The following is a 15,898-nucleotide window of genomic DNA, read 5'->3' as shown; positions in this document are numbered from 1 at the left end:
GTTGCGAGCCTCAAGCCCCAGGCTGCAAGCACATTGCTTGAGCCTGTGGCCTGGAGCCTGGCGCTTGTGGCTTGCGGCTGATTTACCAGCAGATACCTTCGGCACGACCGTCTTCGCTGGTGGCGTTGGCCATGAAGCCCACCAGATCGATGACGCGCTTGCCTTCAGGGGTCTTGTTGGCGAGGGCGCGGAAACGCTCGTCGCGGTTGCCGAGGATGATGACGTCGGAGTCATTGATGACCTGGTCGAAGTCCGAGTTCAGCAGCGAGGAAACGTGCGGAATCTTGGATTCGATGTAGTCCTTGTTGGCACCGTGAACGCGTGCATATTCAACGTTGCTGTCGAAGATGCTCAGGTCGAAACCCTTGCCGATCAGCATTTCGGCCAGCTCTACCAGCGGGCTTTCACGCAGATCGTCAGTGCCGGCCTTGAAGCTCAGACCCAGCAGTGCAACCTTGCGGGTGTCGTAGCTGGCAACCATGTCGAAAGCGTTCTGCACTTGCGAGGTGTTACTGCGCATCAGCGAGTTGAGCAGGGGCGCTTCAACGTCCAGGCTGCTGGCGCGGTAAGTCAGGGCGCGAACGTCTTTCGGCAGGCAAGAGCCGCCGAATGCGAAGCCAGGGCGCATGTAGTACTGGGACAGGTTCAGCGCCTTGTCCTGGCAGACCACGTCCATCACTTCACGGCCATCGACGCCGACGGCCTTGGCAATGTTGCCGATTTCGTTGGCGAAAGTAACCTTGGTGGCGTGCCACACGTTGCAGGTGTACTTGATCATCTCGGCGACGGCGATGTCCTTGCGGATGATCGGTGCATCGAGTTCTTCGTACAGCGATTGCAGAACGTCGCCCGACGCTGTGTCGAACTCGCCGATGACGGTCATTGGCGGCAGGTCGTAGTCCTTGATCGCAGTACTTTCGCGCAGGAACTCAGGGTTGACGGCGACACCGAAGTCAACACCGGCTTTCTTGCCGGAGCAGTCTTCCAGAATCGGGATAACGACGTTGGCAACAGTGCCCGGCAGAACGGTACTGCGAACCACGATAGTGTGGCGGGTGGCTTTGTCACGCAGGACATAACCAATTTCGCGGCACACCGATTCAATGTAATCCAGTTCCAGATCGCCGTTCTTCTTGCTCGGCGTACCGACGCAGATCATCGACAGATCGGTGGCGCGAATGGCTTCGGCGAAGTCGGTAGTGCCGCGCAGTTTTCCGGTACTGATACCTTTCTGCAACAGCTCTTCCAGACCCGGTTCAACGATAGGTGATTTGCCGTTGTTGATCAGGTCGATCTTGGTGCTGGAAATATCCACACCCACTACTTCGTGACCGCGGGCAGACAGGCAACCGGCACAGACTGCACCGACATAACCCAAACCAAATATGCTGATACGCATCGTATTCTCCTCGATTTTTCACGCCATAGATTGGCTGGATATTAATTTTGGCCAGCAGATGTCACGCGCTATCCCTTACGGCTAACAACGCCGTAGAACTAACGCAGGCATATTTAATGAGTGAGTGCCCAAAACAAGTAAGGCGAACTCAAATGACACTATGTGCAAGCGGCAAGTAACCTGTCCTTTTGGTCAGGGCCCTGCTCTCCTTGGATGCAGTAAACCACTCCTTGTTCGACGATTGACGGCGGACCTCGATAAGCCTGCCGCTGGCGCTAGCCAGGGCCGTCCTGTTCGAATCCTGCGCGTCGCACCGGGCTGGCGCTTCGCCTGTCTACAACATCAACTAGTGATGTGAGTTTATTTCTGGTACCTGACGCCAGGGTCATGTGGGCCTGGTTTCCTTGTCGGTAACTTCCCGTTCTTCAAGGCAACCTGTAAGTGATCTCTTACAGGTCAGCCCAGAATTGTTACGGGATGTAGGAGCGCACCAATTCCCATTTAGTTCCTGGCCACTCGTCCTGATTTGCAGATTTTGATGTATCCGGTTTGTCACGGGGACAATATCGAGGTGATGGCTTTTTTCTTAAAGGCCTCGAATTGTAAGGGGTTTGGCGGGGTGGTAATTAAAGTGCCACTACTGCAAAAAGCTGAAACGCCACTACTTAAAAAAATGGATTTTTTTTTTAGAAAAAAACGCACGTGAGTCAACCGTCTGAAAGTTGACGTTTGGCTGGCGTCATGAAGTTGTCATTCGTTGTTGGATCGTAGGACAGGTCGTGTAACAGCGCCCCGTTACACGACGGTTACAGCAGCTAGTCTTCGGCGACGTTGCGCAAAAACACTAACTTGTCGGGGGTCGACTGTTCGCGGTTGTAACGGTAGCCCTGTACATCGAACGCTTGTAATGCCTGGGGATCGTTGATGCGCTCTTCTATAACGAAGCGGCTCATCATGCCGCGGGCCTTTTTCGCATAGAAGCTGATGATCTTGTACTGGCCGTTCTTGAAGTCCTTGAACTCGGTGTCGATGATCCGCGCCTTGAGCGACGAACGTTTGACGGCAGAGAAGTATTCGGTCGATGCAAGGTTGAGCAGCAGGTCGTCGCCCTGATCTGCCAACGCTTCATTGAGCCATTCGCTGATCCGCGTGCCCCAGAAGGCGTAGAGGTCCTTGCCGCGAGCGTTGGCCAGCCGGGTGCCCATTTCCAGGCGGTAGGGTTGCATCAGGTCCAGTGGGCGCAGCAGGCCGTAAAGACCTGACAGCATGCGCAAGTGGCCCTGTGCGTAGTCAAGCTGCGCTTCGCTCAGCGTTTCCGCTTCCAGGCCCGTGTAAACATCACCCTTGAAGGCCAGCAGTGCCTGCTTGGCGTTGTCGAGGGTGAAGTCCGGGTTCCAACTGCCAAAACGTGCCGCGTTCAATCCGGCCAGCTTGTCGGACAGGTGCATCAGTTCGCTGATCTGCGCCGGCGTCAGTTCACGCAACTGGTCGATCAGCTCCTGGGAATGCTCCAGGTACTGCGGCTGAGTGAAGCGGCCGGTCGTAGGCGGTGTCTCGAAATCGAGGGTTTTTGCCGGGGAAATCACCATCAGCATGAAGTCGTCTCCTTTTATCGTCCGGGGATTCTAGGGGCTGATAGCCTGCGACTCCAGCTATGGTGGCGATAGAGGTCGCTTCGCTGGTAATGGTCGTAGCGCCTGCGGCTTTGTATGCGCGCCAACATAAGAAGCCTGGCGCATATCAGCTATAGTGGCGCGCTGGTGATGACGTTAATGGTTGATCGAGAGGGCATCGGGTTTGCGTATCGTTTTAGCAGTGTGTGCAGGTCTGTTCTGGCTTCAGGCGCAGGCGGCAGCGCCGGTCATTGCCACCATTGACCGCAGCGTCTGGCCTGAGCGTCTCGAGACGCCGGGGTTGTTCGACGTCGCGTCGCGTGCGGAGATCCTCGCCTTTGCCCACGAGCTGTACCTGAGCGAAAAGCTCGACGAAGAGGGCCTCAAGGAGCGCCTCGGCCTGCGCTTCGTCAATGTGCCGTCGTTGAATGTGGTTCGTCATCGGCTGTGGCTGCGCTTGCTGGAGAACTACCAGAACGCACAAAAGAGCTGCGAGCAGGACGCCAATTTCTGTGTGCTGGTCGAGGACATGGACCAGTTGCGACAGCGCGCCGAGGAATATCAGGTATCGAACGATTCGTTCTATGCCAACTGGGCCAGACCCGGCGCCGCATTCCACCAGCGTTATTTGAACGAGCTGCTGTTCATGGCGGCCCTGTTTCCGCAGACCAGCAGCGAGATCGAGCGCTACAACTCCGATGAGATGAGCGGCGACGAGATGCCGGATCGCACGTTCATGCTCAACTTCGAAAGTGGCCCGAGCCCTGCCGACGGTGGCACCGACTGGCTGGCCGACTTCATGCGCCAGCAAAAAATGACTGCCACCTTCTTCGTGCTGGGCAAGAGTCTTCAGGAGCGTCTTGACAGCACGTCGGTTGCAAGTGTGCAGGCGCTGTATCGCCAGCAGTGTGTGGGCATTCAGGGTTGGGAGTACCGCTCGCACAGCCAGTGGCTGGACTGGCAGGACTCGGTGCGACGCAGCGCGGCACTGGTTCAGCAGGTGTTGCCGGACAACTTCGTGCCGCTGTTTCGCCCACCTTATGGCCATCGACGTGCCGATAGCGGCGACTTCTTCCGCGCCGAGCATTTGCGCGTGTCGTTGTGGAATATCGACGCTGAAGACGACACCGGGCGGCTTTCTGCGGAGCAGGTGGGCGACCGTGTACTGACCCTCATGCTGCTCTGGCGCAAAGGGACGGTGGTATTTCACGACGTGGCCAACAAGGCGCAGTCGGCGCTGCCATTGCTGCTGGCCAATACCGCGCAAAGCGAGTTGATCTGGGACGATTGCCGAAATATCTCTGAAGCGCCCGAGGAACAAGGGCTGCAGAGCAGTGACGAGGCTGCGCCGGAAGGGGAATGAAGGCAGATTCGGCGTGGGCGGACTTCCGACTTTAAACGTGACGGGTACGTCCGCCAAGCCCTATTCGTCAGGCTGTGAAATAAACTTCAAAAAACTGTCAAAGAGCTTTTTTCTGTCATCCCTTTTGCTGTATTACGAATACAGACCGCCGAAACCTGCAACACAGGTGGCGTCTTCCAAGACCCACCTTGAGCGACATTTCTGCCCTGCCTGAAGGGGAGAATCCGGCGGCCTTTTCGTGGCGCAGTACTGTCGTGGTTCTGCGTCGCCCGGCTTCTACAAAGGTGAGCGAGTATGGATGACCACGGACGCACCCCTTCCACCAACCAGCCAATCCTTTACGTGCTCGATACCAACGTATTGATTCATGATCCAAACGCACTGCTGAACTTCGAAGAACACCACGTCGCCATCCCCATGACGGTTCTGGAGGAACTGGACAAACTCAAGGCCGGTAAACATTCGGTTGCTGCCGAATGCCGCCAGGCCATCCGCCTGATCGACAAGACCCTGGGCGAAGCTTCGCCGGAGGAAGTCGAGAAGGGCGTGCCCATCGATCGTGGAACAGGCGTCTTCAAGGGCTACCTGTCGATTTTGATGAGCAAGCGCGAGGAACCCAACAGCCTGCTGCCCGAGCACCTGAACGACAACATCATCATCAACCAATTGATTGACCTGCATGCGCGCAACAAGGACTTGAGCGTCGTGCTGGTGACCAAAGACATCAACATGCGCCTCAAGGCGCGCGCCTGCGGCATTGCTGCCGAGGATTACAGCACCGACCAGCTGGTCGATGACGTTTCACTGTTGTCGCGTGGCTACCATGACATGACCGGTTCGTTCTGGGACCGCGTCAGCAAGGTCGACACCCGTCAGGAGCGCGGCCGTACCTGGCACCGCGTGCAGCTCACTGAAATGCTGCCGGCGGTTCATATCAACGAGTTCATTGTCGATGAACAGGGTTTCGTCGGCTGGATCAAGGGCGTCAAGAACGACGAACTGCTGATTCTGGACATGCACCAGGAGCCTTTGCTGCATCAGGAGGCCTGGGGGCTGAAACCGCGCGATATCTATCAGGGGCTGGCGCTGTTTGCGTTGCTCGACCCGGATATTCATCTGGTCAACCTGTCGGGTGCCGCAGGCTCGGGTAAAACCATTCTGGCCTTGGCCGCTGCCATCGAGCAGACCATGGTCACCAAGCGCTATAGGCGCATCATCGCTACCCGCAGCGTTCAGGGTCTGGATCAGGAAATCGGTTTCCTGCCCGGTACCGAGGCGGAGAAGATGGAGCCATGGCTCGGTGCGATCACCGATAACCTCGAAGCGTTGCACATGGATGACGAAAACACCCATGGCAGTGTCGACTACATCCTCAGCAAGGTGCCGTTGCAGTTCAAATCCCTCAACTACATTCGAGGTCGCAGCTTCCAGCAAAGCCTGATCCTGATCGATGAATGTCAGAACCTGACCCCGCACCAGATGAAAACCATCATCACCCGTGCCGGCGCCGGTTCCAAAGTGGTCTGCCTGGGCAACCTGGCGCAGATCGACACCCCTTACCTGTCAGCCACCAGTTCCGGGCTGACCTACCTGACGGAGCGCTTCAAGGACTTCCCGAACGGCGTGCACATCACCCTGCAGGGCGTGCCACGCTCGATACTGGCCGAATACGCGGAGAGTCATCTTTAGCTGAAAAGCAGCTGTAAGCTTCAAGTGGGGGACTTCGGTGTACGAGAGCCCTCGCTTGCAGCTTTTGATTGTCGCGCCCATGCGCCAAGCTTATCGTCACACACAAGTTCGCTTCTGGCCGAAAGGCGTAGGAGCGAACTTGTTCGCGAAGGCTATATTGTGGGCGATAAATCATTTGTGCATGTACAGCCCTCTTCGCGAACAAGTTCGCTCCTACGCCCTCCGGGCAGAAGCCAGGATTTTCGTACGCTTTAAAACCTGTGTAAAACGCCGGGCACTTTCAGCTTGTAGCTTGCAGCTTGCAACTGCCACACTTCTTGCTTCTGCCAAGGAGTAACGTTGTGCTCACTCATCTCGATTCCCAGGGTCGCGCCAATATGGTTGATGTCACGGATAAAGCCGTGACGTCCCGTGAGGCGGTGGCCGAAGCCTTCGTGCGCATGCTGCCGACGACGCTGCAAATGATCGTCAGCGGTGGTCACCCCAAGGGTGACGTGTTTGCCGTCGCGCGTATCGCCGGTATTCAGGCGGCGAAGAAAACCAGCGATCTGATCCCGCTTTGCCATCCGTTGATGCTCACCAGCATCAAGGTTCACCTCGCCGCCGAGGGCGATGATGCCGTGCGCATCACCGCGAGCTGCAAGCTGGCCGGGCAGACCGGTGTGGAAATGGAAGCCCTGACGGCCGCCAGCGTTGCTGCGCTGACCATTTACGATATGTGCAAGGCGGTAGACCGCGGCATGGTCATCGAGTCGGTTCGGCTGCTGGAAAAATTGGGCGGCAAGAGCGGCCACTTCATTGCCGATCAGGCACAGGTTTCCTCATGAAGGTTCAGGTTCAGTATTTCGCTCGTTACCGTGAACTCCTGGGCCTCGACAACGAGTCTGTCGAAGGCGAGTTCGCCACGCTGGACGCGTTGCGCCAGATGCTGCTGCAGCGCGGTGAGGCCTGGCAGGTGCTTGCCGAGCAGAACCTGATGTGCGCTCGCAACCAAGAGCTGTGCAAGCCGAGCGAGCCTTTGTCCGATGGTGATGAAGTCGCGTTTTTTCCGCCCGTGACCGGAGGTTGATAATGAGCGTTCGCGTCCAGGCGGCAGCCTTCGACCCAGGCACTGAAGTCAACGCGCTGCATGCTGCCAACCTGGGCATCGGCGCGGTGGTCAGTTTTGTCGGCTATGTTCGGGATTTCAATGAGGGGCGTGAAGTGTCCGGCATGTTTCTGGAGCATTATCCGGGGATGACCGAGAAGGCACTGGCAAAAATCATTGCCGAGGCCGAACAGCGCTGGCCGTTGCTGCGCGTTGATGTGCTGCATCGGGTAGGGGCGCTGGAGCCTGGCGAGCCGATCGTGTTCGTCGGCGTTGCCAGCGCGCACCGTCAGGCAGCGTTCGAAGCCTGTGACTTCGTCATGGATTACCTCAAGACCCGCGCGCCGTTCTGGAAGCGTGAAAACACGTCAGAAGGTACGCACTGGGTCGAAGGTCGTCACAGCGATCACCAAGCGGCTGATCGCTGGAAGTAAGCATCAGGCGTTGCTGCGCACCACGGCCCTGAGCAGATGAGTCGGCGGCGTCTCGCAGCTGATCTTGCGGCCCAGTTTTTCCTCGATGGCGGGCAACTGGTAAGAGTCATCCTCACCGGCAAAACTGATCGATACGCCATCGGCGCCGGCGCGGCCGGTACGGCCGATGCGGTGCACGTAATCGTCCGGCACTTCGGGCAGGGTGAAGTTGATCACGTGGCTGATGCCGTCGATGTGAATACCGCGACCGGCCACATCGGTGGCGACCAGCACGCGGATCTTGCCTTCGCGGAAGCCTTCAAGGGTCTTGATGCGCTTGTGCTGAGGCACATCGCCTGAGAGCTGCGCCGCGTTCACGCCATCGCGCACCAGACGCTCTTCGATGCGTCGGACTTCGTCCTTGCGGTTGGCGAAGACCATCACCCGTTCCCAACCATTGTCGGTCACCAGGTTGTAGAGCAGCTTGTACTTGTCGGCACCGGCGACGGCATAGATATGCTGTTCGACGTTGTCACTGGCAACGTTCAACGATTCGATCTCGACGATCGACGGGTCCGTCGTCCACTGCTTGGCGAGGTTCATCACGTCTTCGGTGAAGGTCGCAGAGAACAGCAGGGTCTGGCGCTCACCCTTGTGCGGCGTCTGACGGATGATCTGACGTACCTGCGGGATGAAGCCCATGTCCAGCATGCGGTCGGCTTCGTCGAGGACCATCACTTCGACCATGTCCAGATGCACTTCGCCGCGCTGGTTGAAGTCCAGCAGGCGGCCTGGCGTGGCGACCAGGATGTCGCAGTGCCGTGCTTCGAGTTGTTTGAGCTGCTTGTCGAAGTCCATGCCACCGACGAACGTCATGACGTTCAGGTTGGTGTACTTGGTCAGGTCGGCGGCGTCCTTGGCGATCTGTACCACCAGCTCGCGGGTCGGAGCGATGATCAGCGCGCGCGGCTCACCCATGTAGCGTTCAGCAGGCGGCGGCGTCTGGGTCAGTTGCTCGATGATCGAGATCAGAAACGCAGCGGTCTTGCCGGTGCCGGTCTGGGCGCGTCCGATCGCATCCTTGCCCTTGAGGGTGAAGCCCAGTACGCCCGCCTGGATCGGTGTGCAGTATGGGAAACCCAGGTCCTGAATCGCGTGCATCAGTTCAGGCGCGAGGTTGAAATCGTGGAAGCGGGTCTTGCCCTCCTGGGGTTCGACGACGAAATCTTCGAGCTTCCAGGCCGGCGCTGACGGTTTTGTCACACGCTCGCGACGCGGGCGCTCGGCCCTCGGCTTATCGGTGCGCGGCGCTCTGGCTTTGGAGGGCTCGCTGGTCGTGTCCAGAGCCTGAGTCTGGACAGCATGATCCGGTGTGTCGCCTGTGGCAGCGGGAGAGGCGGGAATAGAGGTTATCGGAGTAGGCGCAGGCTGCTCAGCCTCGCTCTTACCGAACATCTTTTTAAGTGCTTTGAGCACGGTCATCTCATCAATTGGTTAAGGAATGTACGCCGAGCAGTGTAAAGCAAGAACCGTGCTCGGCGTAGTGCCATCCATGGCGAGCTACAAAAGCGGTCCGTCGCAAGGGGTCAAGAGCGCTTCAGCGAAGCCTTTCAGCCAGCCAGACGCCGATATCGCGAATTTCCTCCGGTAACACTTGATGCTCCATTGGGTATTCCTGCCATTCAACGGTTACACCCTGGGCGGTGAGATGGTCGTAGACGGCGCGGCCCATCGGATAAGGCACGACCGCGTCATGCTTGCCATGCAGGCAGTAGGCCGGGATGCGTTGCTGACTCGCCGATAGAGTCATTTCGCTGCTGAATGTGGGGGCATAAGTGGACAGCGCGAGTACGCCGCCCAACGGGCCCTGCCAGCGTCGGTAGCCGGCGTGCAAGACCACCGCGCCACCTTGGGAGAAGCCGGCCAGGAAGATTCGCGCCGGGTCGATGCCGCTGTCGCGCTGCTGCTCGATCAGGTCCAGCACCTTCTGCGCCGAGGCCTCCATCTGATCATGGTCAATGGCCCGGGCCTCTGAACTCATGGACTTGATGTCATACCAGCTGGGCATTGCATAGCCGCCATTGACGGTCACAGCGCGTGTCGGCGCCTGAGGCAGTACGAAGCGGGTGCTGCGCAACGACTCCTGCAGTGCTTCGGCGACCGGCAGAAAATCATAGCGGTCAGCGCCCAGCCCATGCAGCCAGATAACGCAGGCGTCGGCGGGACTGGAAGGTTCGATGATCAGAGAATCGCTCATGTCTGCTCCATTTGTGTGCGCGGGCTCTTTTTGAGCGCATTAATAAGGTGCGCGGTTAGATTAAAAATGAAAGAAGATGTCGCAAGGTTACAAGTTTTTGTCTTGACCTGTCGCTAATTCGACTTAGCCAGCATGCTGGTACGGGCTTTGCTACAGCAGGACTGGAGCCGAGTCGCTCACCTCGTTCGGTAACACTATAAGGCTATTACTTATAGCGATCGAAAAGCAGCTCGGGAGTCCATGCGTCAGGATTCGCGGCACGATTCAACCTGGACCGCTCAGGTCCGGGAAAATCATGGAGTTTCAGTCCACGGGGCCGATTCTGAATGATGAACACGCATGACGGGATGATCCTGCAGGCAATTCATCATTCAGGCCCAGCGTCGCATGACCCAAAAATAAGCCAGCACGGGTCATTAGCGCCTCACAAAGGTGCGACGCGACTGAGACACCTACACAACAAAGAGCAAACTGGAGGTTTTTGAATGAAGATGTTGAAATCCACCCTGGCTGTCGTCACTGCCTTGGCCGCATTTGGTGTGATCGGGGCTGCAAATGCCGGTACCACCCTTGACGCTATCAAAAAGAAAGGTTTTATCCAGTGCGGCGTCAGCGATGGCCTGCCAGGGTTTTCCGTTCCCGACTCCACCGGCAAGATCACCGGTATCGACGCTGACGTCTGCCGCGCAGTAGCCGCCGCAGTATTTGGCGACGCCACCAAGGTCAAGTTCAGCCAGTTGAACGCCAAGGAGCGCTTCACTGCACTGCAATCGGGCGAGATCGACATCCTTTCGCGTAACACCACCTGGACCAGCTCCCGTGATGCGGGCATGGGCCTGGTGTTCACCGGCGTGACTTACTACGACGGTATCGGCTTCCTGGTAAACAACAAACTCGGCGTCAACAGCGCCAAGGAACTGGACGGTGCAACCATCTGCATCCAGGCCGGTACCACTACCGAGCTGAACGTCTCCGACTACTTCCGCTCGAACGGCCTGAAATACACCCCGATCACCTTCGACACCTCCGACGAAAGCGCCAAGTCGCTGGAAGGCGGCCGTTGCGACGTACTGACTTCCGACCAGTCGCAGCTCTACGCACAGCGCAGCAAGCTGGCCAAGCCGGACGATTACATCGTTCTGCCTGAAGTGATCTCCAAGGAGCCTCTGGGCCCTGTCGTGCGTAAAGGCGACGAAGAGTGGTTCTCGATCGTTCGCTGGACCCTGTTCGCCATGCTCAACGCCGAAGAAGCCAAAATCACTTCCAAGAACGTTGAAGCTGAAGCCAAGTCGACCAAGAACCCTGACGTAGCCCGTATGCTGGGTGCTGACGGTACTTATGGTCAGGACCTCAAGCTGCCGAAAGACTGGGTCGTGCAGATCGTCAAGCAGGTCGGCAACTACGGCGAAGTGTTCGAACGCAACCTGGGCGAAGGCACCCCGCTGAAAATCAAGCGTGGCCAGAACGCTCTTTGGAATGCCGGTGGCATTCAATACGCTCCACCTATTCGCTGATTGACCCGGCGCCCGGCAGGCTTCCCAGCCTGTCGGGCGTTGTTCTGTTGGATTTTTCCTGGGGCATTTCATGGAAAAGCAAATCGTCGCACCCAAGCAAAAGCTCTCTCTGAGCGATCCGAAAGTGCGCGCGTGGTTATTTCAGATCATCACTGTCGTGGCGGTGATCGCGTTGGGCTGGTTTATCTTCGATAACACCCAGACCAACCTGCAACACCGTGGTATCACCTCGGGTTTCGGTTTTCTTGAGAACAGTGCCGGTTTCGGTATCGCTCAGCACCTGATCGACTACAGCGAAGCGGACAGCTATGCCCGTGTGTTCGTTATCGGTCTGCTGAATACTTTGCTGGTGTCGGTTATCGGTATTGTCCTGGCGACCTTGCTGGGCTTTGTCATTGGTGTCGCTCGCCTGTCTCCGAACTGGATGATCAGCAAGCTGGCCACCGTGTATGTCGAAGTCTTCCGCAACATTCCGCCATTGCTGCAGATCCTTTTCTGGTACACCGCCGTATTCCTCACGCTGCCTGGTCCGCGTCAGGCGCATGGCTATCTGGACATGTTCTTCGTCAGCAGCCGCGGGCTCAACATGCCCAGAGCATTGCCTGCCGAAGGCGCCTGGGCATTCCTGGTCAGTCTCGTTGTTGCCGTGATCGTCATCGTCATGATGGTGCGCTGGGCCAACAAGCGCTTCGAAGCCACCGGCCAGCCGTTTCACAAGTTTTGGGTCGGCCTGGCGTTGCTGCTGGTCATCCCTGGCCTGAGCGTGCTGATCTTCGGCAGCCCGGTGCATTGGGAACTGCCACAACTGAAGGGCTTCAACTTCTCGGGCGGCTGGGTGCTGATCCCTGAACTGATCTCCCTGACCCTGGCACTGACTATCTATACGGCGGCGTTCATCGCCGAAATCGTGCGCTCCGGCATCAAGTCGGTCAGCCATGGCCAGACCGAAGCTGCTCGCTCATTGGGCCTGCGCCCTGGGCCGACGCTGCGCAAGGTGATCATCCCGCAGGCGCTGCGCGTGATCATTCCGCCGCTGACCAGTCAGTTCCTGAACCTGGCGAAGAACTCTTCGCTGGCAGCCGCCATCGGCTACCCGGAAATGGTTTCCCTGTTTGCCGGTACGGTGCTCAACCAGACCGGGCAGGCCATTGAAGTCATTGCCATCACCATGAGCGTGTACCTGGCGATCAGTATCAGCATTTCCCTGCTGATGAACTGGTACAACAAGCGCATTGCGCTGATCGAGCGGTGAGGAAAAGCGCATGACAACTCATACTTTCAAACCTGATATGCCACCACCGGGCAAAGTGTTCGGCCCGGTAGCGTGGATGCGGCAGAACCTGTTCTCCAGCTGGATCAATACCCTGCTGACCCTGTTCTCGCTGTACCTGATCTATCTGGTCGTGCCGCCGATCATCAGTTGGTCCCTGCTGGACGCCAACTGGATCGGCACGACCAAGGCAGACTGCACCAAAGCGGGCGCCTGCTGGGTGTTCATCGAGCAGCGCTTCGGTCAGTTCATGTACGGCTACTTCCCCAATGAACTGCGCTGGAGGGTCGACCTGACCGCCATTCTGGCGATCGTCGGTGCTGCGCCGCTGTTCATTTCGAAGTTTCCGCGCAAGGCTGTCTACGGTATTGCCTTCCTGGTGATTTACCCGGTTGTCGCGTTCTACCTGCTGCATGGCGGTGCGTTCGGTCTGACCAACGTACCGACCAGCCAGTGGGGCGGTCTGATGCTGACTCTGGTGATCGCCACCGTGGGTATCGTCGGTGCGTTGCCGCTGGGTATCCTGCTGGCGCTCGGTCGTCGTTCCAATATGCCGGCCGTGCGTGTGGTATGCGTGACGTTCATCGAGTTCTGGCGCGGCGTGCCGCTGATCACCGTACTGTTCATGTCGTCGGTGATGCTGCCGCTGTTCATGCCAGAGGGCATGAACTTCGACAAGCTGCTGCGTGCGCTGATCGGCGTCATCCTGTTCCAGTCCGCTTACATTGCTGAAGTAGTCCGTGGCGGCATGCAGGCTATTCCCAAGGGCCAGTACGAAGCAGCCTCGGCCATGGGCCTGGGTTACTGGCGCAGCATGGGGCTGGTGATCCTGCCGCAGGCGTTGAAGATGGTCATTCCCGGCATCGTCAACACGTTCATTGCCTTGTTCAAAGACACCAGCCTGGTGATCATTATCGGCCTGTTCGACCTGCTCAACAGCGTCAAGCAGGCTACCGCCGACCCGGCATGGCTGGGTATGGCCACTGAAGGCTACGTCTTCGCGGCCCTGGTGTTCTGGATCTTCTGTTTCGGTATGTCCCGCTATTCCATGCATTTGGAACGTAAGCTGGACACAGGCCACAAGCGTTAGGAGTTTTGTGATGAGTGAAGTTATCAATAAGCCTCTGGGCGCTGAAGGCATGATCCGCATGGAGGGCGTACACAAGTGGTACGGCCAGTTCCATGTACTCAAGGACATCAACCTGAATGTGCGCCAGGGTGAACGTATCGTGCTGTGCGGCCCGTCGGGCTCGGGCAAGTCGACTACCATTCGCTGCCTCAACCGTCTGGAAGAGCACCAGCAGGGTCGCATCATTGTCGATGGCACCGAACTGACCTCGGACCTCAAGCAAATCGAGACCATCCGCCGCGAAGTGGGCATGGTGTTTCAGCACTTCAACCTGTTCCCGCACCTGACCATCCTGCAGAACTGCACCTTGGCACCGATGTGGGTGCGCAAGATGCCGAAGAAGAAAGCCGAAGAAATCGCCATGCACTATCTGGAGCGTGTGCGGATTCCGGAGCAGGCCCACAAGTTTCCGGGTCAGCTTTCCGGTGGTCAGCAGCAGCGTGTGGCGATCGCCCGTGCCTTGTGCATGAAGCCGAAAATCATGCTGTTCGATGAACCGACGTCGGCCCTTGATCCGGAAATGGTCAAGGAAGTGCTCGACACCATGGTGGGCCTGGCTGAAGAAGGCATGACCATGTTGTGCGTGACCCACGAAATGGGCTTTGCCCGTACCGTGGCAAACCGGGTGATCTTCATGGACAAGGGCGAAATCGTCGAACAGGCTGCGCCGAACGACTTCTTCGATAACCCGCAGAGCGACCGTACCAAGCTGTTCCTCAGTCAGATCATTCACTGAGTGGGCTTCTGCTGAACAAGGAAACCGGGCCATGTGCCCGGTTTTTTTGTGCCGGCCGTCGCGGTGCGGGTTGTATGCAATTGAGCTGAACCTTGTATTCGCGATGATTCTCCAACAGGATACCGCCCCCCTGAAAAGGGTCGACACACCTGATGACCGAGAAACTGATGACTGCCAAGGCTCAACCCAGCCCCCAACCGAATACCGATCAACCTCATTCCGCTTTGAAGCGCCCCTGGCTGTTGCTGCTGGGCCTGGTGCTGGTCGCCCTCAACCTGCGCCCGGCGCTGTCCAGCATCGCGCCACTGCTTGACACGGTGTCCGACAGCCTGGGCATGTCCGCTGCCGAAGCCGGACTGCTGACCACCTTGCCGGTCCTGTGTCTGGGCCTGTTTGCGCCGCTGGCACCGATCCTTGCCCGCCGGTTTGGCAGTGAACGGGTGGTTATGGTGGTGCTTCTGACACTGGCCGCAGGCCTGGCAGTGCGCAGCCTGTTCGGTCAGGTCGGGCTGTTTGCCGGCAGCCTGCTGGCGGGTGCCAGCATCGGGATCATCGGCGTGTTGCTGCCGGGTATCGTCAAACGTGATTTCCCGCACAAGGCCGGAGCCATGACCGGTGTCTATACCATGGCCTTGTGCCTGGGCGCGGCGATTGCAGCCGGTTCGACGGTGCCGCTGAGTCAGTACGTCGGTGGCAGTTGGCAGATTGGCCTGGGTTTCTGGCTGGTTCCGGCACTGATTGCCGCCGCATTATGGTTTCCGCAGGCGCGTGAAGTGCATGGCACGCATCGCGATGTCTACCGGGTCCGCGGTCTGCTGCGTGACCCGCTGGCCTGGCAGGTCACGCTGTACATGGGCCTGCAGTCGTCGCTGTCGTACATCGTCTTCGGCTGGTTGCCGTCGATCCTCATCGGTCGCGGCCTGACGCCGACCCAGGCCGGTCTGCTGTTGTCCGGCTCGATCATCGCGCAGGTCATCAGCGCGCTGGCGGTGCCTTATCTGGCCACACGCGGCAAGGATCAGCGCCTGGCGATCATGCTGGTCATGTCGCTGACCCTGACCGGTCTGTTCGGCTGCCTGTACGCGCCGCTTGGCGGGCTGTGGGGCTGGGCGATTCTGCTGGGGGTCGGGCAGGGCGGCACGTTCAGTCTGGCGCTGGCCTTGATCGTCCTGCGCTCGCGCGACTCACATGTCGCCGCCAACCTGTCGAGCATGGCGCAAGGCGTTGGCTACACCATCGCCTCGACCGGCCCGTTTGCCGTGGGCGTGGTGCATGACATGACCGGCAGCTGGAGCGCGATCGGCTGGATCTTCGCGGTGCTCGGGCTGGGCGCCATCATCGCGGGCATGGGCGCCGGTCGGGCGCTGCAGGTGCAGGTCAGTAGCGAGAAGGTTTGATTTTCGATGATTGTTGGTCATTCGGACCAGG

14 protein-coding genes are annotated in these 15,898 nt (G+C 58.5%); 10 read left to right on the top strand and 4 right to left on the bottom strand.

What is annotated here, in order from left to right:
• Positions 1–82 precede the first annotated feature (82 nt).
• Both JOE29_RS19350 and yaaA read right to left on the bottom strand, forming a co-directional pair.
• Positions 83–1,399: a nucleotide sugar dehydrogenase gene (locus JOE29_RS19350; RefSeq protein ID WP_003316933.1), complete on the bottom strand. Its 1,317-nt coding sequence runs from the start codon at positions 1,397–1,399 to the stop codon at positions 83–85.
• 815 nt (positions 1,400–2,214) lie between these two features.
• Positions 2,215–2,994 carry a peroxide stress protein YaaA gene (gene yaaA / locus JOE29_RS19345; protein WP_003408886.1) on the bottom strand — a complete coding sequence of 260 codons (780 nt, stop codon included), beginning with the start codon at positions 2,992–2,994 and terminating at the stop codon, positions 2,215–2,217.
• A 202-nt stretch (positions 2,995–3,196) separates the two neighbouring features.
• Between yaaA and JOE29_RS19340 the strand changes: the two genes are divergently transcribed.
• The 5 genes from JOE29_RS19340 to moaE all read left to right on the top strand — a co-directional run bounded on the left by JOE29_RS19340 (position 3,197) and on the right by moaE (position 7,585).
• Positions 3,197–4,375: a polysaccharide deacetylase family protein gene (locus tag JOE29_RS19340; protein WP_044311916.1), complete on the top strand. Its 1,179-nt coding sequence runs from the start codon at positions 3,197–3,199 to the stop codon at positions 4,373–4,375.
• A 294-nt stretch (positions 4,376–4,669) separates the two neighbouring features.
• Positions 4,670–6,064 carry a PhoH family protein gene (locus tag JOE29_RS19335; RefSeq protein WP_003341739.1) on the top strand — a complete coding sequence of 465 codons (1,395 nt, stop codon included), beginning with the start codon at positions 4,670–4,672 and terminating at the stop codon, positions 6,062–6,064.
• Positions 6,065–6,405: 341 nt separating this feature from the next.
• On the top strand, positions 6,406–6,891 hold the full coding sequence (moaC, locus tag JOE29_RS19330) for a cyclic pyranopterin monophosphate synthase MoaC (RefSeq protein WP_003341741.1): 486 nt from the start codon (positions 6,406–6,408) through the stop codon (positions 6,889–6,891).
• Positions 6,888–7,133 carry a molybdopterin converting factor subunit 1 gene (gene moaD / locus JOE29_RS19325; protein WP_004402852.1) on the top strand — a complete coding sequence of 82 codons (246 nt, stop codon included), beginning with the start codon at positions 6,888–6,890 and terminating at the stop codon, positions 7,131–7,133. The genes moaC and moaD overlap by 4 nt, the downstream gene beginning before the upstream one ends.
• Positions 7,134–7,135: 2 nt before the next feature.
• The gene (moaE, locus tag JOE29_RS19320; protein WP_003341745.1) at positions 7,136–7,585 is read left to right on the top strand and encodes a molybdopterin synthase catalytic subunit MoaE; all 450 of its coding nucleotides are present in this window, start codon (positions 7,136–7,138) and stop codon (positions 7,583–7,585) included.
• 3 nt (positions 7,586–7,588) lie between these two features.
• Here the strand turns inward: moaE and rhlB are convergent, their stop codons facing one another.
• On the bottom strand, positions 7,589–9,046 hold the full coding sequence (rhlB, locus tag JOE29_RS19315; RefSeq protein WP_161420632.1) for an ATP-dependent RNA helicase RhlB: 1,458 nt from the start codon (positions 9,044–9,046) through the stop codon (positions 7,589–7,591).
• A 115-nt stretch (positions 9,047–9,161) separates the two neighbouring features.
• Positions 9,162–9,821 (bottom strand): alpha/beta hydrolase, encoded by a 660-nt coding sequence (locus tag JOE29_RS19310; RefSeq protein ID WP_010424562.1) that lies wholly within the window; start codon positions 9,819–9,821, stop codon positions 9,162–9,164.
• A 485-nt stretch (positions 9,822–10,306) separates the two neighbouring features.
• On the opposite strand from JOE29_RS19310, the gene JOE29_RS19305 reads away from it, so the two are divergent.
• The 5 genes from JOE29_RS19305 (at position 10,307) to JOE29_RS19285 (ending at position 15,867) form a co-directional block, all read left to right on the top strand.
• A complete protein-coding gene (locus JOE29_RS19305) occupies positions 10,307–11,335 on the top strand; it encodes an amino acid ABC transporter substrate-binding protein (RefSeq protein WP_003421775.1) in 1,029 nt (342 codons plus the stop codon).
• 70 nt (positions 11,336–11,405) lie between these two features.
• Positions 11,406–12,587 (top strand): amino acid ABC transporter permease, encoded by a 1,182-nt coding sequence (locus JOE29_RS19300; protein WP_074996596.1) that lies wholly within the window; start codon positions 11,406–11,408, stop codon positions 12,585–12,587.
• A gap of 10 nt (positions 12,588–12,597) precedes the next feature.
• Complete coding sequence (locus tag JOE29_RS19295) at positions 12,598–13,695, top strand: amino acid ABC transporter permease (RefSeq protein WP_004402865.1); 1,098 nt, start codon at positions 12,598–12,600, stop codon at positions 13,693–13,695.
• A gap of 10 nt (positions 13,696–13,705) precedes the next feature.
• A complete protein-coding gene (locus JOE29_RS19290) occupies positions 13,706–14,470 on the top strand; it encodes an amino acid ABC transporter ATP-binding protein (RefSeq protein ID WP_003408905.1) in 765 nt (254 codons plus the stop codon).
• Between the two features lie 167 nt (positions 14,471–14,637).
• Positions 14,638–15,867 (top strand): CynX/NimT family MFS transporter, encoded by a 1,230-nt coding sequence (locus JOE29_RS19285; RefSeq protein ID WP_058445775.1) that lies wholly within the window; start codon positions 14,638–14,640, stop codon positions 15,865–15,867.
• Positions 15,868–15,898 lie beyond the last annotated feature (31 nt).

The organism is Pseudomonas sp. PvP009 (genome assembly GCF_017832995.1).
Taxonomy (GTDB): domain Bacteria; phylum Pseudomonadota; class Gammaproteobacteria; order Pseudomonadales; family Pseudomonadaceae; genus Aquipseudomonas; species Aquipseudomonas syringae.
This window is presented reverse-complemented; position numbering and strand designations above follow the sequence as displayed.